This is a genomic window from Devosia sp. LjRoot16 (assembly GCF_964252795.1).
GTDB lineage: Bacteria > Pseudomonadota > Alphaproteobacteria > Rhizobiales > Devosiaceae > Devosia_A.
In genome coordinates this window covers 749,293-770,486 of the sequence record NZ_CAXUPH020000001.1, presented here as the reverse complement: position 1 = coordinate 770,486, position 21,194 = coordinate 749,293, and the positions used below count along the sequence as shown (strand labels likewise).

Sequence of the window (21,194 nt, the reverse complement as noted above, 5' to 3'; positions counted from 1 at the left end):
TGAGCGGCATAATCGGTTAGGGGCAGTATATGGCGCCGGATAGGGTCCGGAACGATTGGGGATTCGCAGGTCTATCAGCGAGTCTGGTGACCCTTGTGAGTGCGTCTCCCGCCCTGGCCCAGGGCATCACTGCCAACAATGTGATGGGCGCTGCGCCCGTCGCCATCGCGCTGGGCGCCGGCGCCTTCGCGCTGATCGCCATGGCGCTGGTGCGCCGCATGCTGCGCGACAACCGGCTGGCGCGCTCGCGCGCCGCCGAACAGATCGCCGGGCTCCGCGCCCGGGTCGACGAATACGAAGCGCTGCTGTCTGGCGGTCGCGAGATCATTGTGCTGTGGGCCAGCGCCGGTGAAGGCCCGCGCTTCCTCGGCCAGGCCTCGGCCCTGCTGCCCCCGGGGCGGCGCGCTGAAGCGGTGCTGGATTTCGCCTCCTGGCTCGGCGAGGCCGACGCCGATCGCATCGCCCGCGCCATCGAGAACCTGCGGGTTGGCGGCCGCGGCTTCGAGCTGACGCTCAAGGCCGGCGATGGCCGCACCGTGCGTGCCTCGGGCTCGCTGCTCGGCAACGGCGCCGCCCTCCGGCTCCGGCCCGCAGCGATTGCGCCGCAGGGCGAACTGGCTGCAGCAGCGTCGGTTTCGCAGGCCACGCAGACCGCCACCGACCACGCCACGGCCCGTACGGTGCTGGCGAGCCTCGGCAAGCCGGCCTTCCTCCGCGATGGCGCCGGCCGCCTCGTCTTCGCCAACGCCGCCTATCACGACCTGGCGCGGGCGCTCGGCCGCAAGACCAGCGAGAGCCAGCCGGCCGAACTGGTCGATTACGGCCTGCTGCAGCGCAACCGCGCCGTGCTTGGCGATGCGCGCAAGCCCCAGAGCACCATGGTGACCTTGGGCGAGGTCGGCGATTTCGAGGTCGTCGACTTCCCGGTCAACGGTGGCTCGGCCGGCTATCTGCACGCGCGCCAGGACAGCGCCCCGCGCGATGCCGGGCTGTCGCATCTCAGCGCCATTATCGATGCGCTGGCGACGCCGATCGCCATCTTCAATCCCAACCGCGAGCTGGTGCAGTTCAACCGCGCCTATTGCGCCATGTGGGACATTGACCCGAACTGGCTGAAGCTCGGCATGGACGAGCGCGCCATTCTCGACAAGCTCCGCACCGACGGCAAGCTGCCCAACGAGCCTGACTATCAGGGCTGGCGCACCCGGCACCTCAGTGCCTACCAGCTCCGCGTCCCCAAGGAACTCGAGCCCTGGCACCTGCCCGATGGCCGCACTGTGCAGGTGATCGCCGCCCCGGCCGGGCCGAAGGGTGGGGTGATCTACGTGTTCGAGGACATTACCGACCAGCTGAATTTGAAGAGCCAGCACAAGGTGGTGCTGGACGTGCAGCGCTCGACACTCAACGCCCTGAGCGAAGCGGTGGCGGTGTTCGGCACCAACGGGCGGCTGACGCTGTCGAACCCGAAACTCTCGACCGTGTGGAAGCTGCCGGCCAACCTCCTCGCCGAGACGCCGCATATCGACCAGATCGCCGAAGCCGCGGCGCGGGCGCTGCCCGAGGACGGGGCGACGATCTGGCGCGACCTCAAGCGCTCGATCATCGACCTCAACCCGACGCGCTCGGACCGGCAGGGCCGCATCACCCGGGCCGACGGCAAGCTGATCGACTATGCCATCGTGCGGCTGCCCGACGGGCAGACGATGATGACCTTCCTCGATGTCACCGAGAGCGCCAACTACCAGCGCGTGCTGAAGGAGCGAAACGACGCGCTGATCACCGCCGACCGGCTGAAGGATGCGTTCGTGCAGAACGTCTCGTACGAACTGCGCTCGCCGCTCACCAACATCATCGGCTTCGCCGACCTGCTCGCCTCGGGCGCCGCCGGCGAGCTGAACGACAAGCAGCACAGCTATACCGACTTCATCCGCGCCTCGAGCGCCACGCTGGGCGTGTTGATCGACAACATCCTCGACCTCGCGACGGTCGATGCCGGCATTGCCGAATTGCAGCCCGAACCGCAGGACGTCGCAACGCTGGTCGACAAGGCGCGCGCCGGCCTCGCTGCCACCTTCCCCGATATCGACGGCGAGCCCTCGCTCAACCTCAAGGTCATCGTCGAGCCCGACCTGCCGCCGTTCATCGCCGACGGCACCCGCATCGTGAACGTGCTTTATAACCTGCTCTCGAACGCCGCCCGCTTCTCCGAACCGGGTGGCGAGGTGCGGCTCACCGTCAGCGGCCGCACCGGCCGCATCCAGTTCGTGGTCGAGGACGAAGGCGCCCCGATGAGCGAGGAAATGCGCGTCGCGCTGCTCGATCGCAACGAGGCGCTGGCCGGCCCGGTCCGCCAGCGCGGCGCCGGCCTCGGCCTCTCGATCGTCCGCGCCTTCGTCAACATGCATGGCGGCACCATCGCGGTGGAGCGGCGCGAGCCGCGCGGCACCCGCGTAGTGGTGAGCCTTCCGAGCGACGCCGCCATGGCCGGCGCTGCCGAGTAGGGCTTTTCGCGGTAGCGCGCTGACGCTATTGCAGTGCCATGGCTGACCAGCACCTGTTCCTCGCCGACGATGACGCGACCGCCGATCTCGGCCGCCGCCTCGCCGCATTGCTGCGGCCTGGCGACCTGGTGCTGCTCGAGGGCGACCTCGGCGCCGGCAAGACCGCGCTCGCCCGCAGCGTGATCCGCACCCTGGTCGGTGACGACAGGCTCGATGTGCCCTCGCCGAGCTTTGCCCTGGTGCAGCCCTATGAGTCCAACGGCCACCCGGTGCTGCATGCCGACCTCTACCGCATCTCCAGCCCGCGCGAGGTCGATGAACTGGGCCTGTTCGACCGGGCCGACGCGATCGTCCTCGTCGAATGGCCGGAGCGCTCGGACGAGGTGGTGCAGCAGGCGACGGTTCGCGTCTCCCTTGCAGTGCCCCCAGGCGGCGACGGTCGCGAGGCGACGATCGCTTTCAGCGACGATCGGGTCATTTAGTCAGGGATTGCACTGCTCTGATGCGGCGCTGATGGCCACCCGACACCGCCCCGAACTCGGTGTCATCCCAGCGAAAGCTGGGACCCAACGCGCCTCAGCACAAGTGGATGGATGGGTCCCAGCTTTCGCTGGGATGACATCCGCTGGGTGGGGCAAGACCACAGCTTGGCACCCATGGGGTGAGGGAAATGCGGTGCCTCTGAAATGATCTGAGCATCCCAATAGTCCTCGCAACCTACTCCGCTGGACTTCCCGCGCCCCACCGAGTCAAATCGCCGACCATGCGCCGCGACTCGCTCTTCAATATCGCCCCCCACGCGCCCTTTCTCGCGACGCTCGCCGAGCGGGTGCTCGATGGCCGTTTGCTGGGCGATTGGCCGCGCCAGGGCGCCTTCTGGCTCAGCGACATCACCATCATCCTTCCCACCCGGCGCGCCCGTTTCGTCCTCGCCGAAGAGTTCGCGCGGCGCCTCGGTGGCACCGTGCTGCTGCCCGATATCCGCACCTTTGGCGGCGAGGTGGCGGATGAAGAACCGTTCCTGCCGCCCTTCGACGCGCCGGCCAGCAAGCCCGCGGCATCGCTGCTCGAGCGCCGGCTGACCCTGTCGCACCTGGTGCGGCTGTTTGCCGAGCGGGCCGAGAGCTTTGCCACCCCGCCCAACCCGGCCGAGATCTTCTGGCTCGCCGATTCCCTCGGCGAGGTGATCGACGATTTCACCATCGCCGGCATTGCCACCGAGAAACTGAAAGAGCTGGTGCCCGAAGAGCTGGCCGATAACTGGCAGAAGGTGCTGGAATTCCTCGACGTAGCGCTGAAGGCCTGGCCGGCGATCCTCGCCGAACGCGGCCGCATCGACGCCGCCACCGCCCGCAACGAGCGGCTGCTGCGCCAGGCCGGGGCCGCGGGCTTCGTCTATGGCGACCGCCCGGTGATTGCCGCCGGCTCCACCGGCTCGATCCCCGCTACTGCGGCACTGCTCAAGGCCGTGGCGGCACTGCCGCGCGGCGTCGTGGTGCTGCCGGGGCTTGATACCTCGTTCACCCCCGATCGCCACGACCGGATGATCAACGGCGAGACCACCCAGGGCCATCCGCAATATGGCCTGATGAAACTGCTGCGCAGCCTCGAGGCCGGTGTCGGCGAGGTGGTGGAACTGGGTGGCGAAAAGGCCCGCACCGCGCTGGTGCAGGCGGCGCTGGCGCCGGCCAGCGAAACGCCGGCCTGGCCGATCCTGCGCGCTGATATTCCGGTGAGCCGGGCGCTCGACGGCGTCAGCATCCTCGCCGCCCGCAACGCCGACGTCGAGGCCCGCGCTATCGCGCTCGCCGCCCGCGCCACGCTGGCTGAGAAGAAGACCGTCGGCATCGTGGCGCGCGACCAGACCCTGGCCCGGCGCATCGCAGCCGAACTCAACCGCCACGGGGTGGTGGTCGATGACGCCGCCGGCACGCCGTTGTTCCAGTCGGCCGCCGGGCGGCTGGCGCGGCAGGTGCTGGCCATCGCCACCGACGACTATGCGCCGGTCGACATCATCTCGCTGCTGCGCAACGCCGCCGTATCGCTGGGCCTCGACCGCTTCCTCGTCCGCAAGCTCACCGACCATCTCGACCTGCGGCTGCGTTCGGAGCGCCCCGGCGCCGGCATCGCCGGCTTGCGGGCCCTGTCCGACCACGCCGAACTGCCGGCCCTGCTCGATCGGCTCGATGCGGCCATGGCGCCGATCGTAACGCTCAGGACGCGCGAGCGCATCACCGCCCCCGAACTCGCCTCAGCGCTGCTGACGACGCTCGATGCGCTGATCGCCGAGGCCGAGCTGCCGGGGATGGCTGAGCTCCGCCGTTGGGCCGAAGAGCTGGTGGCGCTCGACCAGGGCGGCACCGCTTTCGCGCCGTTCGACCTCGAAGCGGTGATCGAGGCGCTGCTCACCGGCACCAAGACGCAGAACCCGGTCCCGGCGCGCGACGACATCCACATCTGGGGCGAGCTCGAAGCCCGCCTGATGAACCCCGACCTGATGATCCTCGCCGGCATGAACGAGGATATCTGGCCGCCGGTCGCCGACCCTGGCCCCTGGCTCAGCCGCGGCATGCGCATCGGCATCGGGCTCGAGCCGCCCGAGCGCCGACAGGGCCAGGCGGCGCATGACTTCGTCATGGCCGCCGGCAATGCCGAGGTGATCATCGCCTATGCCGAGCGCATCGGCACCTCGCCGGCGCTGCCCTCGCCGCTGCTGCAACGGCTCTACGCCTTTATCGGCGAGAGCGAGGCGAGGCAGGCTCGGGCGCGCGGCATGCGCTGGCTGGCCCAGGCCGATGCGATCGATCATGCCGGCGTGCCGCGCCCGGCCGACCGGCCGTCGCCCAACCCGCCCGCCCGCATCCGCCCACGGCGACTGTCGATCACCGAGATCGAGCCGCTGATGCGCTCGCCCTACGACATCTACGCCCGGCATGTGCTGGCCCTCAAACGGATCGAGCCGCTCGGGACCGAGCCCAGCGCGCGTGAGCGCGGTACCATGATCCACGGCGTGTTCGAGAAATTCGTCCATGCCGGGCTCGATCTCGAACTGCCCGAAGCGCTGCCCGAGATGATGGAGATGGCGCGCGACGCCTTTGCCGGCCTCGACGCCATCAAGGAGCGTCGCGACATCTGGCTGAAGCGCTTCGAGCGCGCCGCCCGGCAGTTCCTCGACTATGAGCGCCGGCGCGACGCCGAGATCGTCGAACGCCACGCCGAGACCAAGGGCGAGTGGCTGTTTCCGGCGCTCGACAACTTCGTGCTCGTCGGCAAGGCGGACCGGCTCGACCTGAAGCGCGACGGCACGCTCGAGATCATCGATTTCAAGACCGGCGGCGTGCCGCAGCCCAAGGACATGACGGCGTTCGACGCGCCGCAGCTGCTGCTGGAGGCGGCAATGGCCCGCGCCGGGGTGTTCCCTGGCATCTCGCCCCGCGACAGCTCGGCGCTCACCTACATCAAGATCGGCCTGGGGCCGGCGGCGTTCCAGATCAAGCCGTTCAAGCTGATCAAGGGCATGAGCCTGATGGATGCGGTGGGTGAGATCGAACGCCGCATGCAGCGGCATGTCGAGGCCTTCCTGCTGCAGGACGGGCTGCCGATGGCGGCGCGCATCCGGCCGCGCGTCGAAACCGGCCGAAAATCCTTTCCAGGCCCCTACGACCACTTGGCGCGCACCGACGAATGGACGCTGACCGCGGGAGTGGATGATCCATGAGCCGGCGCCTTCTGAGCCCGATGCCGCAGCAGATCGTTGCGGCGCAGCGCGACGCCTCCGACCCCGAGCGCAGCGTCTGGGTGACGGCCAATGCCGGCTCGGGCAAGACCTATGTGCTGACCGCCCGGGTGCTGCGGCTGCTGCTTTCGGGCGCCAAGCCCGAGGAGATCCTCTGCCTCACCTATACCAAGGCGGCGGCAGCCGAGATGCGTGGCCGCGTCGCCGAGCGGCTGGGCCAGTGGGCGCTCGAAAGCGAAGACGAGCTGATCAAGGACCTGACGGCGCTCTCTGGAGTGCCGCCGACCCCGGCGATGCGCTTGCGGGCGCGCTCGCTGTTCGCCCGGGCGCTGGAGGCCCCAGGTGGCCTCCGCATCCAGACCATCCACGCCTTCTGCGAGAGCGTGCTGCACCGCTTCCCGCGCGAGGCGGCGGTGCCGTTCGATTTCAGCGTGCTGGAGGAGCACCAGCGCGACAGCATGCTGCTCGAGGCGCGCGAGACTGTGCTCGCGGCGGGCCTCCGCGGCAGCGGCGAGGCGGCGGCGGTGGAAACGCTGTTCGGCCTGCTCAGTGATTTCCAGATCGAGACCGCCATCCTCGAAGCGCTGAACCAGCAGCGCACCCTGCGCCGGGTGCTGGCGCAGCCGCAGGCGGCGAAGCGCGAGTTGCACAAGCTCGTCGGCAATGTCGGCGGCATCGACGAGGTGATGGCGGAGATCAGCTCGGGCTACGGCCTCAGCCGCGACGACCACGCCGCGATCTTTTCGCTCATCACCCCCGACCCCTACGGCACCGACTTCGTCGACCGGCTTGGCCAGATCGACCCTGGCAAGCCCGATGCCGACGACCTGCTCGATGCCTTCCTGACCCAGGCCGATCGCACGGCGCGCAAGACCTTGATCAAGAAGGCCACCGCGGCGCTGATCCCCGATGTCGCGGCGCGCCTAGTGGCCGAGGGGCAGCGGCTCGAACAGCTCTACCAGAAGCTGGTGACGGCGGAGCTGGTGGCGCGCAGCGAGGCGATGCTCGACGTGGTGGCGGCAATCTCGGCGCATTACGAGAAGGCCAAGCGGGCCCGCTCGCTGCTCGATTTCGACGACCTGATCGAAAAGCTCGCGGCGCTGCTACGCGACGAGGAGCAGGGCCCCTGGGTGCGCTACAAGCTCGATGCCGGCCTCAGCCACATCCTCGTCGACGAGGGGCAGGACACCAACCCGCTGCAATGGCAGGTGGTGGGGGCGCTGATCGACGATTTCTTTTTCGGCGACAGCGCCGCCGACCGGCCGCGCACCCTGTTCGCGGTGGGCGACCAGAAGCAGTCGATCTTCTCGTTCCAGGGCGCCGACCCAAAAGTGTTCGTCGAGGCTGGCCGGCAATACGCCTTCAGTGCCCGCGCCGCGCATTTCGAGATCACCCCGGTGCCGCTGCGCTACAGTTTTCGCACCTTGCCTAACGTCCTGAACGCCGTCGACGAGGTGTTCAAGCGCGCCGACCTCAAGGACGGGGCGCTTGAGGCGACGGGCGTCGCCCACTCGACCGCCCGCGCCGATGCCGGTGGCGTGGTGACGCTGTGGCCACCGATCAAGGACCAGGCGGAAGAGACCGACCCCGAGAACTGGCCAACCGAGCCGCCGCTGATCCAGACGCAGAGCGCCCAGCGCCAGGTGGCGGAAAAGATCGCCCGGGAGATCAAGGGCTGGATCGATGCCAAACGCCCGCTTGGGCCGCGCGGCAAGGCGGTGAGCGCCGACGATGTGCTGATCCTCGTTCAGGTGCGCAGCATCCTGTTTCACGAGATCATCCGGGCGCTGATCCGCGCCGGGGTGCCAACACCGGGGGCCGACCGGCTGGCGGTCACCACCCATATCGGCGTCCTCGATATGATGGCGCTCGGCGATGTGCTGAGCAACCCGGCCGACGACCTGCAGCTGGCGGCCTTGCTGCGCTCGCCGCTGTTCGAGGTCAGCGAGGATGACTTGCTGGCGGTGGCGCAGCCGCGTGGCGACAAGCGGCTGTGGCGGGCCATCGAAAGCGCTGAAATCCCCTCGGTGCAGGCGGCCTACGACCAGCTCTATCGCTGGCGCAACCGGCTGGATTTCGAGCGGCCGTTCAACTTCTACGCCGATGTGCTCTATGCTGGCGGCGGCCTCAAGCGGATGCGTGGCCGCTTCGGCTCGGAGATCGACGACGTGATGGCCGAGTTCCTCGACCTGGCGCTGTCGCATGAGCAATCGCCGCAGCCCTCGCTGCTCGGCTTTCTTGCCGAACTCCGCTCGCGCGAGGTGACCATCAAGCGCGAGCTGGCCGAAGGCGGCGCCGGCGTGCGGGTGATGACGGTGCATGGCGCCAAGGGGCTCGAAGCGCCGATCGTCATCCTCGCGGACGCCGCCAGCACCGAGCGCGGCCGCGACCGGCGCAGCATCTACTTGCGGGCACAGCCGCCGCTCTTCGTCCACGCCTCGTCGTCGGCAACCCATGCCCCGGCCACATCAGGCTTCAAGGACGAGGCCGACAGCGACCAGCTAAAGGAATACTGGCGGAAGCTCTACGTCGCCATGACCCGCGCCGAGGACGAGCTCTATGTCACCGGCTACCTGACCAAGCAGGGCAAGGTCGATGGCAGCTGGTACGAGGCGATCGAGCAGGGGCTGGGGCCGCTGAGCGAAAGCCTCACCGATGCTGAGGGCAATACCGCGGCGCTGCTCTATCCCAGGGAGAGGCCGGCGCCGGCGAAGCTGAAGCCGGTCGAGGCGCTGGTCGACCTCGGTGGCATGGGGCTCGATCTGAAGCCGCTGCCGGAGCGCAAGGTGCGCAAGGTCTTGCGGCCATCGAGCGTTGAGACGCCGTCCGATCCCGACCGCACGCTGGCGACGCGGCTTGAAGAGGGGCTCGACCCCACGACGGCGCGGCTCGCCGGTACGGCGCTTCATGCCTTGCTGCAGCACCTCGCCAAGGTTGCACTGCCCGATCGGCCGGCAGTCGCGGCGCGGGCGCTGCCGCTGCTGCTGCCCGAAGCACCCGACCAACATCAGGGGCTGGCGACGAAGGCACTGTCGATCCTGTCGCGGCCGGAGCTCCAGCACCTGTTTGCCGAGGGCAGCCGCGCCGAAGTGCCGTTCCTTGCGACCGCGCTGCATAAGGGCGAGACGGTGACCATTGCCGGCCGCATCGACCGGATCGTCGTGACGCCGGGTGGCGTGCTGCTGGTCGATTTCAAGTCCGATGCCGACCCGATGATGGAACCCGAGCGGGTCAAACCCGGTTACCTCCTGCAGCTCGGGCTCTATGCGCTTGTTGCAAAGCAGCTTTTCCCGGGACAGAGGATAGAAACCGGCATCCTCTGGACTGGGTTGGAATCGCTGCTAAAATTGCCCGACGCCGCCTTGGCAAACGCGGCGCGGGGGTTCACCATCCGGTGACGTTCGTTGAAGTCACGCTGGACTCTACCTAGCTTTTGGATCAAACAGACCGCCGCTTTCAACCCAAAAGGCAATCCCAATGACAACCCACGTTTCCGACGCCAATTTTGGCGAGGAAGTCCTGTCCTCGAAAGAGCCCGTGCTCGTAGATTTCTGGGCCGAGTGGTGTGGCCCGTGTCGCGCCATCTCGCCGGTTCTGGAAGAGCTCTCGGCTGAGCTGCAGGGCAAGGTGAAGATCGTCAAGCTGAACGTCGACGACAACCCGAACACCACCGTCAAGTACGGCGTCCGTTCGATCCCGACGATGATCCTGTTCAAAGGCGGCGAAGCCGCCGACATGAAGATCGGCGCCGGCACCCCGAAGGCCGGCCTCGCGAAGTGGCTCGAGAGCCACGCTGCCTAAGGGCGCGTCACTCGCTGCTTCCAATAAGAAAACGCCGCTGGCACCCGCCGGCGGCGTTTCTCTTTCCCGCTTACGGCGTGGAAAGCCATGCCTTTCTTTCTCGCCCGACTCCCTGTAGCTTCCATCGCCAATCGACGATGGAGACGATTATGGGTACGCGCGTCAACGACCAGAACTTCGAAGCTGAAGTGCTGAACTCAAGTAAGCCCGTACTGGTCGATTTCTGGGCCGAATGGTGCCCGCCCTGCAAGGCGATGGACCCGATCCTCGACGACCTCTCGACCGAGCTCGCCGCCAAGGTGAAGATCGTCAAGCTCGACGTCGATGCCAACCCTTCGACCGTGGTGAAGTACAATGTGCGCGCCATGCCGACGCTGATCGTCTTCAAGGATGGTGAGCCGGTGGATTTCAAGGTCGGCGCCGGCCAGTCGCGCGTGCAGCTGATCAAGTGGCTGGATCAGTTCGCCGCATAATTTCACGCGCGATTTTCCGGTGCGATCGGGCATAGTCACCGCCCCGCACCGGAGGACTGCATGAATTTCGACCACCTCGCCAAAGCCCCGTTCAATCTCGATGCCGAGGCGCTTGCCTGGGTGCGGGAGCGCTTTGCCGCGCTGACATCGGACGACAAGCTGCGCCAGCTGTTCACGCTATTGTCGCGCGGCATGGACGCCGATGAGATTGCCCGGATCCGGGCCTTCCGGCCGGGCGGCATCACCCGCCATGCCGGCGCAGACGTTGCGGCAGAGCGGGCGCTGTTCGCCGATCTCAACGCCGCGGCGCCAGTGCCGCTGCTGATCTCGGCCGATCTCGAAGGCAGCAGGATGTCCCTCGCGGCCGGCGCCGAGATGCCGAACCCGCTGGCGCTGGCGGCGATCGACGATGTCGAGGTCACCGCCGAAGTAAGCCGGATCATGGCCGAAGAGGCCCGGGCGATCGGCATCAACTGGAGTTTTACCCCGGTTCTCGACATCAACGCCGCGTTCCGCAGCGCCATCGTCGCAACCCGCGGTTTCGGCTCCGATGTCGCGACCGTCGAAAAGCACGCCATCACCCAGATGCGGGTGTTCCAGCAGCACGGCGTCGCCTCGGCCATCAAGCACTGGCCCGGCGAGGGTTTTGACGATCGCGACCAGCACCTCGTCACCACCATCAACCCGCTGTCGATGGAGGACTGGGAGGCCAATTTCGGGCGGCTCTATCGCGGCGCCATCGCCGCTGGTGCGCTCTCGGTGATGTCGGCGCATATCGCGCTGCCGGCCTTCGTGCGCGCGCTCGATCCCGATGCCGGCGTCGAAGCGTTCCGCCCGGCCTCGATCAGCCGGCTGCTGAACGAGGAACTGCTGCGCAACCGCCTCGGCTTCAACGGGCTGATCGTCTCCGACGCGACGCCGATGGCGGGGCTCGGCGCCTGGGGCAAGCGCAGCGACACGCTGCCCGAACTCGTCAGCGCCGGCTGCGACGTGATCCTGTTCTCCGATGACTATGAGCAGGACCTCGCCTATCTCGAAGCGGCGCTGGCGGATGGCCGGCTGAGCTGGCAGCGGGTTGACGATGCGGTGATCCGCCAGCTCGGCCTCAAGGCCGCGGTGGGCCTCCACAAGCCCGCTGGCGGGGGTTCGATCGGCACTGCCGAGAACCGGGCCTATGCCGACGCCGTGGCAAAGCGGGCGCCGACTCTGGTCAAGGACACCCAGAACCTGCTGCCGCTCGATCCCACCAAGCACAAGCGGATCCTGGTGATCTCCGGCGGCATCGTCTTCCCGTTCCTGCCGCACCCCTTGCCCTTCGCGCTGCCCGACCTGCTACGCCAGCGCGGCTTCGAGGTGACGGTGCATGACGCCGCCACCGAGGTGAGCCCGGATAAGTTCGACCTGGTGCTTTACCTGTTCGGCGACGAGACGCTGTTGACCCGCGGCCGCATCTTCCTCGACTGGCTGCGGCTGACCGGCAGCTTCGGCAAGGCGATGCAGCGCCACTGGCACGACATCCCGACCGCGATGATCTCGTTCGGCTACCCCTACATGCTCTACGACGCGCCGCGGGTGCCGACCTACATCAACGCCTACGCCACCACCGAGACGATGCAGCGGGCCGTGCTCGCGGCGCTGCTCGGCGATGTGCCCTGGAACACGAAGTCGCCGGTCGACCCGTTCTGCGGGCTGGAGGATGCGAAGTATTGAGAGGCCGGTGCGTGGGGCGCCCCCACCCTTGATCCCTCCCCACAAGGGGGAGGGAGACGCAGGAGCCGAAAACGTGCAGCTATCGCCTCCCTCCCCCTTGTGGGGAGGGTAGCGCAGCTAGGCGAAGCCTTAGCGGAGCTGGGGTGGGGGTGGCCCCACGCACAAACCTCAAGTCGGCGGCGTGCCGTTCTGATGCAGCACGTGCCCGGCGAGATACAACGAGCCGGCGAACACCACGCGCGCCGCATGCCCAAGCTTGGCGGCATCGGCGAGGGCGTTGAGGATCGAGCTCGATTCCACCGCCTCGAACCCACCCTCGCGCGCCTGCTCCACAATGGTCGCGGCGGCGTGCGCGTTGGGCTCGCCCGGAATGGTCAGGGCGAACACCTGCTCGACCATCCCATTGAACGGCGCGAGGAAATCGGCGGGCTTGCGGGTGTTCATCAGCCCCATGATCAGCACCAGCGGCAGCGGCCGCCGAGCCTCGATTTCCTTGAGCGCCAGCGACAGCGCCGCGGCGCCATGGGCATTGTGCCCGCCATCGATCCAGAGTTCGGAGCCCGGCGGCAGCATCTGCAGCAGCGTGCCGTGCACCGGCTGCAGGCGCGCCGGCCACACCACCTCACGAAGCCCTCTTGCGATGTCGGCATCGCTCACCGGCAGGCCGAAATGCCGCGTCGCGGCAATCGCCAGCGCCGCGTTATCGAACTGGTGCGGACCGGCCAGCGCCGGCGGCGGCAGGTCGAGCAGGCCCTGTTCATCCTGGTAGACCAGCCGGCCATCTTCGGCGCGCCCGTCGAAATCCTCGCCGGCGATCAGCGGCGTGACGCCCAGCCGCGCTGCCTCACGTACCAATACGGCGCGGCCTTCATCGCGCTGCCGGCCGAACACCGCCTTGGCGCCGCGCTTCAGGATACCGGCCTTCTCCCAGGCGATCTTGTCGAGGCTGTTGCCGAGGAAGTTCTGATGGTCGTAGTCGACCGGGGTGATGATCGTGCCGAGCGGCCGCGCCACCACGTTGGAGGCGTCGAACCGCCCGCCCATGCCGGTTTCGAGCAGCAGGTAATCCGCCTTCACTTCCGAAAACAGCTTCAGCGCCGCCGCCGTGGTGATCTCGAAAAAGGTGATCGGCTCGCCGCCATTGGCCTGTTCGCAGAACTCCAGCGCCTGGTTGAGCTTGCGCGATGACACGAGCTTCCCGGCCAGCCGGATGCGCTCGTTGAAGCGCACCAGGTGCGGCGAGGTCATTACGTGCACCTTCTTGCCCGAGGCCTCGAGGAAGGCGCGGAGGTACGCGAGCGTCGAGCCCTTGCCGTTGGTGCCGGCGACATGGATCACCGGCGGCAGGTGATCCTGCGGGTTGCCGATCCGCTCGAGTAAACGGACCTCGCGATCGAGCTTAAGGTCGATAAGCTTCGGATGCAGCTTGAGCAGCCGCTTGAGGATAGCGTCGGTGCGGGACACAGGAACGAGATTCTCGAACAGGAGCATGGCGCGCTTTTAGCATCAGGCCCTCAGGCGGCGAAAGACCCCGCCGATACCTCCTGTCCGATCAGGTCGATGGCGCAGCGGAACCCGATCGCGGGCGAACGGTTGAGCCCGGCGCCGAGCTGCAGCAGCTTCACCGAGCGCTGTGGCGGCAGCAGGCCGCTCTCGACATACCAGTCGGACACCACCGGATGCAGCTCACAGCCACCCTTGAGGATGTGGAAGCGGGTGCGGCCGTCGCAATGCTCGCTCTCGGTGAGGTTCCAGACCAGCGGCGCGAGCCGCTCGAGCTTGCCTTGTTCGGCGGCGACCTGCCATTCGTCCTCGGTGGCGAGCCGCAGCCCGGCCCACCGGGCATAGGCCCGCGCGTCCGCCAGTTCGACATGCGTCACCGGCAGCGTTTCGGTGCCGGGCGCCGGGCGACCGTCACGCCAATGGGCAAGGAAGCGCTCGGGCCGAGCTGGCCAATAGCCCGTGGCGTCGGTGAAGGCGTAGAACTCGGCATTGGTCACCTCGGCGTGCGAGATGGCGAAGTGCAGTGCCGGCACCGGTCGGGTGAGGCTGACGATCTCGTGCAGCCGCGGCGGCAGCGGCTTCCATTCCTCGATGAACGGTGTTTCGCCATAGAGGCCGGTCTCGCGCAGCCGATAGGTGACGACGAGGTCCTGCGCCGGCGCGGTGACCGCCACCATGCCACGAGGCGTGGACGTCGCCTCGGTCTTCGGTCCGGCCAGTGGCAGCGCCATGCGGGCGGGAAAGAAGCTCGACGCGGCAAGGGGCGGTTGCGGCTCAAGTTCGCCCGAGGCACGGGCGACGGCCGCAATCCCGCCGCTCGGCAAGGCGCCGCCGATGCCGATCCGGCCATCGGGCAGGGTGGTTGCGGTCAAGGCCTTGCCGCTGACCAGGTCGACGAAGCCGGCGCCGACCTCGCCCTCCACCACCAGCCAGACGCCATCGACGGCCTCGCCGCGGTTGACCGCCGTCCACAGCGGCTGGCCCTGATGCTCCCAGCGTGAGGCATACACTTCGCCATCGCCCGGATGGTCGGCGAGCGGCACCCAGTCTTCGGAGATGAACCAGGCGGCGTGGCTGCGATAGAGCCGCCGCATGGTGCGCAGCAGGTCACGGTCGCGAGCGTTCCAGCCGACCCAGACGCCGAACACCACCTCCCACACCAGCACGCCAGTGCCGTTGAGCCAGGCGGAGTGCAGTTCGTCCAGATGATCGCGGTTCCAGCGGCGGACGTGGTGGATATCGTGCCGGCGCTCGAACCACTTGGAGCGCAACACGCCGGGGATCTTGGAGTCGGCGAACCACTGGCCCCACGACATCAACTGGTCGGCGACGCGGGCCAGCGGCACGCGGGACTCGCCTTCGACGGTGAGCGCGGGGTCGATGGCGTCGAGCGCGACGCGGAGCCTGGCGCTGCCCTCTTTGGAGCTATCGAGAAACACCCCATCGACGCCGAGCCTCGTCACCAGCGCGGTGACGCTGTCGATGGCCTCGGCCCCGGCGCCGGTCTCCCACGGATAATAGGTCAGGTACACCCGGATGCCGCGACGCTGGAATGCGGCCACCACCTCGGGCAGTTCGGGCACGTCCTCAAAATAGGCAAAGTGATTGCGCGGATCGATGCCGAGCACCGGATAGGCGTTCCACAGCATGACGCCGTCGCAGCCGCCGAACTGCTCGGTGAGTCCCTCGACATAGCGGTCGACTGTGAAGCGCCCGCTGGCATGGTCGTAGAGCCACTCGTCCCACAACCATACCATGTGCATGATGCGGGCGGCGCGGCTGGTGTCCGCATAGCGGGCGGCATCGTAGCCGATGCGTGTGCGGGCCTCGTCGCGCCAGCGGCTCAGCGCGGCACGCCAGGCGGGCCAATCCTGTGGGTCGTCCGGGGCGGCGAAGATCTTGGCTTCATCGATCGCCGACAGGTCGGCGTCGGCCTGCAGTGGTACCGCGGCAGGCAGGTCGATGGGACGAGGGACGTAGGGATTGAAACCGGGAGACGGCAAGGCGGTTCTCTGAGCCAGAGGGGAGCACGACGACCCGGCCGCCTCCCCGCTGCCGCAGAGAGGCAGGAGGTCAGGCTATTCGGCGTGCGCCGCCTCGGGCATGCCGACGAGATCGTCACCGGCATTGGCGGCGACCGGCGTCGCCAGCCGCGCCGGGGCGGTTTCGCTCAGCTCTTCGCGCTGCGGCGACTTGGTGAGGATGCCGACCAGCGAGCCGATGGTCTCGCGCAGGTTGTGCCGGTGCACCACCATGTCGATCATGCCGTGCTCGTAGAGGTATTCCGAGCGCTGGAACCCCTTGGGCAGTTTTTCGCGGATGGTTTGCTCGATGACGCGCGGCCCGGCAAATCCGATCAGCGCGCCGGGCTCGGCGAGGTGCACATCGCCCAGCATGGCGTAGGATGCGGTGACGCCGCCAGTGGTGGGGTTGGTGAATACCACGATGAACGGCAAGCCCGCTTCGCGCAGGCGCAGCACCGCCACGGTGGTGCGCGGCATCTGCATCAGCGACAGCACGCCTTCCTGCATGCGGGCGCCGCCCGAGGAGACGAACAGCACGAACGGGGTGTGCTTGCTGGCGGCGGTCTCGAGCCCGGTCACGATGGCCGAACCCGCGGCCATGCCGAGCGAGCCGCCCATGAAATCGAAATCCTGCACGCCCACCGTCACCGGCTGGCCGAACAGCTCGCCGGTGCCGACGGTGACGGCGTCTTCGGTGCCGGTTTTCAGCCGGCTTTCCTTGAGGCGGTCGGCATAGCGCTTGCTGTCGCGGAACTTCAGCGGATCATGCGGCACCGCCGGCAGCGGCACCGTGTCGTATTTGCCTTCGTCGAGGAAGGTGGCCAGCCGGTCCGAGGCCTTGATCTTCATGTGGTAGCCGGAATTCGGCACCACCCACATATTGGCTTCGAGGTCGCGGTAGAACACCATCTCGCCCGACTCCGGATCCTTGACCCAGAGATTCTCCGATCCGGTATCCTTGGGCTTGAGGAAGGAGCGGATACGGGGACGGACGACGTTGTTGATCCAGTTCATTGCCTAAGCCTGTTCGCGGTCCATGTGCGCGCCATTCGGGCGCTGCCATCGGCCTATATGGTGATTGTGGCAGATATTATCAGCTTCAGCGGGCGTGGTTAAGGGCAGGTAGGGCCCCGCGCAAGGGGGATTTGGCGAGGAGTAGCCTTGCGTATCGGCGGGAATACCGCAGCCGGCTAGGCGGCGGGGGCGCCGTCCGAGTCTTCGTCGAAGCCGTTATTGACCAGTGTGGTGATGGCGTCGAGCGCCTCGCGGGCCTGCTTGCCGGTGGCCTGGACCAGGATGGTGGAGCCCGGGCCGGCGCCCAGCATCATCAGCCCCATGATCGAATTGCCGTTCACCGCCTGGCCGTCTCGCACCACCTTGATCTCGGCCTCGAAGCACTCGGCGGTTCGTACGAAGCGGGCCGAAGCCCGCGCATGCAGGCCCTTGCGATTGACGATGGTCAATTGCTGCGCGAGTGCCCGATCCGAACCAGCTGCGGTATCCATGCCGCTAGGATGCCGGAAAACCAATTGGCCGCCAAGCGTCTCGCTGGTGGATTCCTGCCTGCTGGTCAAATGAGCCCGCACTTGCAGTCGGTGTCTACGGGCAGGCGTGACGCGCCGCAGCGGAGCTGGCAGAAGCAGATCATCGAGCTTGGGGACAGGATCATGGGAGCGCGTTTCGTAGATCTCTTGGCGTGCTTTGCGGTTTTGGCCTTGGCAAGTCTCCCCGCGGTCGCCGCGCCGACACTGCCCAACCTGTGCGAAACCGTGACCTTTGAGGGTGACGCGTTCATCGCCTGCACGGTCGATCCCGCGCTCCAGGACATCCGGCTGTTTCTGCACACGCCCGATGGCCAACCCTACGGGTCGCTCGAGAGCTTTGCCGCCGACGGCCCATCGGTGGTTTTTGCCATGAACGGCGGCATGTACCTGCCCGACCGCAGCCCGCAGGGGCTCTATGTCGAAGCCGGCGGGACGCTCGCCCCCCTCGTTACCGCAGATGGCGAGGGCAACTTCTATCTGAAGCCCAATGGCGTCTTCCTCGTCACCGCCGACCACCGGGCGCAGGTGGTGGCGACCGAGGCCTTCGTGGCCACGCCGGATCTCGCCTACGCCACCCAATCGGGCCCGATGCTGGTGATCGATGGCGCCCTCCACCCGGAGTTCTCCGACAACGGAACCTCGCGCTACGTGCGCAACGGCGTCGGTGTCCGCGCCGATGGCAAGGTGGTGTTCGCCATCTCGCTCGACGTGGTGAGCTTCGGCCGCTTCGCCCGCCTGTTCAGGGATGCCCTGTCATGCCCCGACGCCCTCTACCTCGATGGCTTCGTGTCCGGGCTCGCCGATGACGATGGCGTGGTGGTGGGCGGGGGGCATGCTGCCGGGCCGATTGTTGCGGTGCTGAAGCGGTAGAGAGCCAGTCCAGCAGTCGGCGCACCCTCTCCCGCTTGCGGGGGAGGGGGGACCACGCGAAAGCGTGGTGGGAGGGGGGTGCCCCACGCTCTGATTGTGGGCTGGCGCGCACGGACGGTCAGGTTATGCCCCACTGCACCCGCAGTGGGCGGCTGGGGCTTGGCTCAGTGTCTGCGGCTCCCCCCTCCCACCAGCCTTTCGGCTGGTCCCCCCTCCCCCGCAAGCGGGGGAGGGACGCCGACTGCGAGCCTTGGCGGTAGCTGTCCTACCCGCCCAGCGTCTCGCTGGCGACGTTGATGTATTTCCGACCGGCCTCGGCGGCTTCCTTCACCGCCTGCTTGATCTCGAGGTCGGCGCGGACGCGCGCCAGCTTGACCAGCATGGGGAGGTTCACCCCGGCGATCACTTCGACCTCGCGCTGCTGCATGATCGAGATGGCGAGGTTGGACGGCGTGCCGCCGAACATGTCGGTGAGGATCACCACGCCCTGGCCCTGGTCGGCGGCGTCGACGCATTTGAGGATGTCGTTGCGACGCTCCTCCATGTCGTCATCGGGGCCGATGGCGACGGTCTCCACCATCTCCTGCGGACCAACCACATGTTCGAGGGCGGATTTGAATTCTACGGCGAGCGCCCCGTGCGTCACCAGAACCATGCCGATCATGCAGTATCCCCAAAGTCTCGCAGGTTCCGGCCGGGCAACAGGCTTCCCAGAGGAGCCGGGAGTCTTGCCCTTGGGCGGCCCTGATTCAAGTGGTTTTTTGTCGCGCCACCGGAGGCGGGGCGTTGACGGCGGCGATCGCCTCGCGGATCAGCAGCAACTGGTGCCGCGCGTCGATCACTCCCGCCCGCGGAACCGGGCAGCGGGGCAGGGTGACACCGCCGAGTTCAGTGACCAATGCATCCTCTTCGAGCATGCGCTCCAGCGTCTCGACCAGGTCGATGACCAGATGCAGCCGCGCCTCGGCGGCGAACGGCCGGCGGACGATGCCGCGGCCGCGCAGCTCGATCAGCCCCTCGATATTCGGCGCCGGCCGCATGCTGACCTCGCCGTTGCCGGCAACGATCACCACCCGGTCGTCCGAGACCAGCAGCGCTGGTAAGCCGCGCGCTTCCCATTGCTCGAGCAGGTCGAGGGCCAGCAGCGATTTGCCCGAGCCCGATGGGCCACGGAGGATCAGGCCGGTGCCGCCGAGCACCAGCCCTGTGGCATGGATGTTGAGGCTGTCGCTCACCGGCGCTTCTCGGCCGCCGCCCGCTTCAGCTTGACGGTGAACAGCGCGCCGCTGCGGTCGGAGCGGTTCTCGGCGGTGATGCTGCCGCCATGCGCCTCGACGATCTGCTTGGAAATGGCGAGGCCGAGGCCGGAATGATCGCCGAAATGCTCACCGTCCGGTCGGTCGGTGTAGAAGCGCTGGAAGATCCGGCTGATATCGCCGCGGATGCCGGGCCCCTCATCGGTCACCGTGATGGTGATGGTGTCCTCGCTGGTGCGCACCACCACCAGCACCTTGCCGCCCTCGGGCGAGAACGACACGGCATTGTCGATCAGGTTGTTGATCACCTGCGCCAGACGGCTGTCATGGCCCAGCGCGATCGGCACATAGCGGCTGACATGCTTTTCCAGCACCACATCGACCTTGCGGTTGGCCGCCACGTCCTTCTGGATGGAGACCATGGCGTCGGCCAGCTGCGCGATATCGACCCGCTCGGCGCTCTGCCGCGCCAGTTCGGCATCGAGCCGGCTGGCGTTCGAGATATCGGAGATCAAGCGGTCGAGCCGGCGCACATCGTGCTGGATGATGGCATTGAGGCGCTCGCGATCCTCGGCGCGTTTGGCGCGCGGCAGCGTTTCGACCGCCGAGCGCAGCGAAGTCAGCGGGTTCTTCAGCTCATGCGCCACATCGGCGGCAAACCGCTCGATCGCCTCGATGCGGTTGTAGAGCGCCGAGGTCATCGAGCGCAGCGCTTTGCTGAGGTGGCCGACCTCGTCGGTACGATCGGAAAAATCCGGGATTTCGGTACGGCTGTTGACCGTCGAATGCACCCGCTCGGCGGCGCCCGCCAGCCGGCGCAGCGGCCCGGCAATGGTGCCGGCGAGCAGCAGCGACAGGATCACCGTCACCGTGGCGGCGACCAGCGCGATTCGCAGAATGCCCCAGCGCTCGGCGCTGGCGATCTGGTCGATATCGCCGGGCTGGGTGGAGAGCAGCAGCACGCCGACATTGGCGCGCACCCGCTGGATCGGCACCGCCACCGACACCACCAGCTGCCGCTTGGGGTCGATGCGGACGATCGCCGTCGGGGCGCCGCCCAGCGCCGCCGCCACTTCCGGATAACGCGTGCCCTCGTCGGCGCCGAACTCCTGATATTGCGGATAATCGTCGCCCGGCAGCCAGTCGACAAAGGCGTTCCACCAGTCGCTGAGGAAGAAGCTGCCATTGTCCTGCGGCTTGGTGATCTGCCGCAGCACCTCGCCGCGCGCATAGAGGTTGGCGCTGTCGAGGATGAGGAGGCCCTGCTGGTCGTAGATGCGGGCTCGGGTGCGGGTCGGGGTCACGAGGTTGCGCAACAGCGGCGCCACGCGCTCGGGATTAACCGGGAATTCGAGGCTCGGATCGAAGAAGCTGAGCGGCGAGACCACCTCGCTGCCCTGCAGCTCGATCAGCCGGTCGGGGTTCACGGTGATGACGTCGCTGTCCACCGTGGCGTCGCCGGCAATCGCCGCGGCGATGATTTCGCCTTGCACGCGGAGGCTCTGCACGCGGGCTTCGATCAGCCCGGTGCGCCACTGGTTGAGGAACAGGATGCCGATCACCAGCACAGCGAGGCCGGCAAGGTTCAGGACGATGATGCGGCGCGCCAGGCTCGAGAAGATCGTCAGCGCCAGCGCGCGCTGGATCTGCTTGATCGCCGCGAGCACGACGGTACCGACAGCCCCGGCGATCCGGTTGAGCTTCGGCATGATGCCGACCTCCGCGGATGCGGGCTTGGAACCCGGCAGCTCCTCTTCGGTGACGGCCAATTGTCCT

At 67.6% G+C, this 21,194-nt stretch carries 15 protein-coding genes; 8 read left to right on the top strand and 7 right to left on the bottom strand.

Annotation, left to right across the window (positions count from 1 at the left end):
- Positions 1-95 precede the first annotated feature (95 nt).
- The 7 genes from ACSQ23_RS03610 to ACSQ23_RS03580 all read left to right on the top strand — a co-directional run bounded on the left by ACSQ23_RS03610 (position 96) and on the right by ACSQ23_RS03580 (position 12,221).
- On the top strand, positions 96-2,501 hold the full coding sequence (locus ACSQ23_RS03610; RefSeq protein ID WP_436089749.1) for a PAS-domain containing protein: 2,406 nt from the start codon (positions 96-98) through the stop codon (positions 2,499-2,501).
- 38 nt (positions 2,502-2,539) lie between these two features.
- Positions 2,540-2,983: a tRNA (adenosine(37)-N6)-threonylcarbamoyltransferase complex ATPase subunit type 1 TsaE gene (gene tsaE, locus ACSQ23_RS03605; protein WP_436089748.1), complete on the top strand. Its 444-nt coding sequence runs from the start codon at positions 2,540-2,542 to the stop codon at positions 2,981-2,983.
- A 281-nt stretch (positions 2,984-3,264) separates the two neighbouring features.
- The gene (gene addB, locus ACSQ23_RS03600; RefSeq protein ID WP_436089747.1) at positions 3,265-6,219 is read left to right on the top strand and encodes a double-strand break repair protein AddB; all 2,955 of its coding nucleotides are present in this window, start codon (positions 3,265-3,267) and stop codon (positions 6,217-6,219) included.
- On the top strand, positions 6,216-9,635 hold the full coding sequence (gene addA, locus ACSQ23_RS03595) for a double-strand break repair helicase AddA (protein ID WP_436089746.1): 3,420 nt from the start codon (positions 6,216-6,218) through the stop codon (positions 9,633-9,635). Before addB ends, addA begins: the two co-directional genes overlap by 4 nt.
- 79 nt (positions 9,636-9,714) lie before the next feature.
- A complete protein-coding gene (trxA, locus tag ACSQ23_RS03590; protein ID WP_055876218.1) occupies positions 9,715-10,038 on the top strand; it encodes a thioredoxin in 324 nt (107 codons plus the stop codon).
- 149 nt (positions 10,039-10,187) lie between these two features.
- Entirely contained in the window at positions 10,188-10,511 is a 324-nt protein-coding gene (gene trxA, locus ACSQ23_RS03585; RefSeq protein ID WP_055047561.1) for a thioredoxin, read from the top strand.
- Between the two features lie 60 nt (positions 10,512-10,571).
- A complete protein-coding gene (locus ACSQ23_RS03580) occupies positions 10,572-12,221 on the top strand; it encodes a glycoside hydrolase family 3 N-terminal domain-containing protein (protein ID WP_436089745.1) in 1,650 nt (549 codons plus the stop codon).
- A gap of 168 nt (positions 12,222-12,389) precedes the next feature.
- Here the strand turns inward: ACSQ23_RS03580 and ACSQ23_RS03575 are convergent, their stop codons facing one another.
- From ACSQ23_RS03575 to ACSQ23_RS03560, 4 genes are all read right to left on the bottom strand, one after another.
- Complete coding sequence (locus tag ACSQ23_RS03575) at positions 12,390-13,712, bottom strand: bifunctional folylpolyglutamate synthase/dihydrofolate synthase (protein ID WP_055876224.1); 1,323 nt, start codon at positions 13,710-13,712, stop codon at positions 12,390-12,392.
- A gap of 23 nt (positions 13,713-13,735) precedes the next feature.
- Positions 13,736-15,727 (bottom strand): SUMF1/EgtB/PvdO family nonheme iron enzyme, encoded by a 1,992-nt coding sequence (locus tag ACSQ23_RS03570; RefSeq protein ID WP_055876227.1) that lies wholly within the window; start codon positions 15,725-15,727, stop codon positions 13,736-13,738.
- A 75-nt stretch (positions 15,728-15,802) separates the two neighbouring features.
- Positions 15,803-16,762 (bottom strand): acetyl-CoA carboxylase, carboxyltransferase subunit beta, encoded by a 960-nt coding sequence (accD, locus tag ACSQ23_RS03565; protein ID WP_055876230.1) that lies wholly within the window; start codon positions 16,760-16,762, stop codon positions 15,803-15,805.
- 176 nt (positions 16,763-16,938) lie between these two features.
- A complete protein-coding gene (locus tag ACSQ23_RS03560) occupies positions 16,939-17,253 on the bottom strand; it encodes an HPr family phosphocarrier protein (protein WP_055876232.1) in 315 nt (104 codons plus the stop codon).
- Positions 17,254-17,463: 210 nt separating this feature from the next.
- Here ACSQ23_RS03560 and ACSQ23_RS03555 point away from each other — a divergent pair, with 210 nt between their 5' ends.
- Positions 17,464-18,162, top strand: coding sequence for a phosphodiester glycosidase family protein (locus tag ACSQ23_RS03555; protein WP_248310495.1), 699 nt, complete (start codon positions 17,464-17,466; stop codon positions 18,160-18,162).
- Positions 18,163-18,427: 265 nt separating this feature from the next.
- Here the strand turns inward: ACSQ23_RS03555 and ACSQ23_RS03550 are convergent, their stop codons facing one another.
- The 3 genes from ACSQ23_RS03550 to ACSQ23_RS03540 all read right to left on the bottom strand — a co-directional run bounded on the left by ACSQ23_RS03550 (position 18,428) and on the right by ACSQ23_RS03540 (position 21,127).
- Complete coding sequence (locus ACSQ23_RS03550) at positions 18,428-18,826, bottom strand: PTS sugar transporter subunit IIA (RefSeq protein WP_055876237.1); 399 nt, start codon at positions 18,824-18,826, stop codon at positions 18,428-18,430.
- 85 nt (positions 18,827-18,911) lie between these two features.
- Positions 18,912-19,397, bottom strand: a complete 486-nt coding sequence (locus ACSQ23_RS03545; protein ID WP_436089744.1) for an HPr kinase/phosphorylase — start codon at positions 19,395-19,397, stop codon at positions 18,912-18,914.
- The gene (locus ACSQ23_RS03540) at positions 19,394-21,127 is read right to left on the bottom strand and encodes a sensor histidine kinase (RefSeq protein WP_082527950.1); all 1,734 of its coding nucleotides are present in this window, start codon (positions 21,125-21,127) and stop codon (positions 19,394-19,396) included. The genes ACSQ23_RS03545 and ACSQ23_RS03540 overlap by 4 nt, the downstream gene beginning before the upstream one ends.
- Positions 21,128-21,194: the final 67 nt, after the last annotated feature.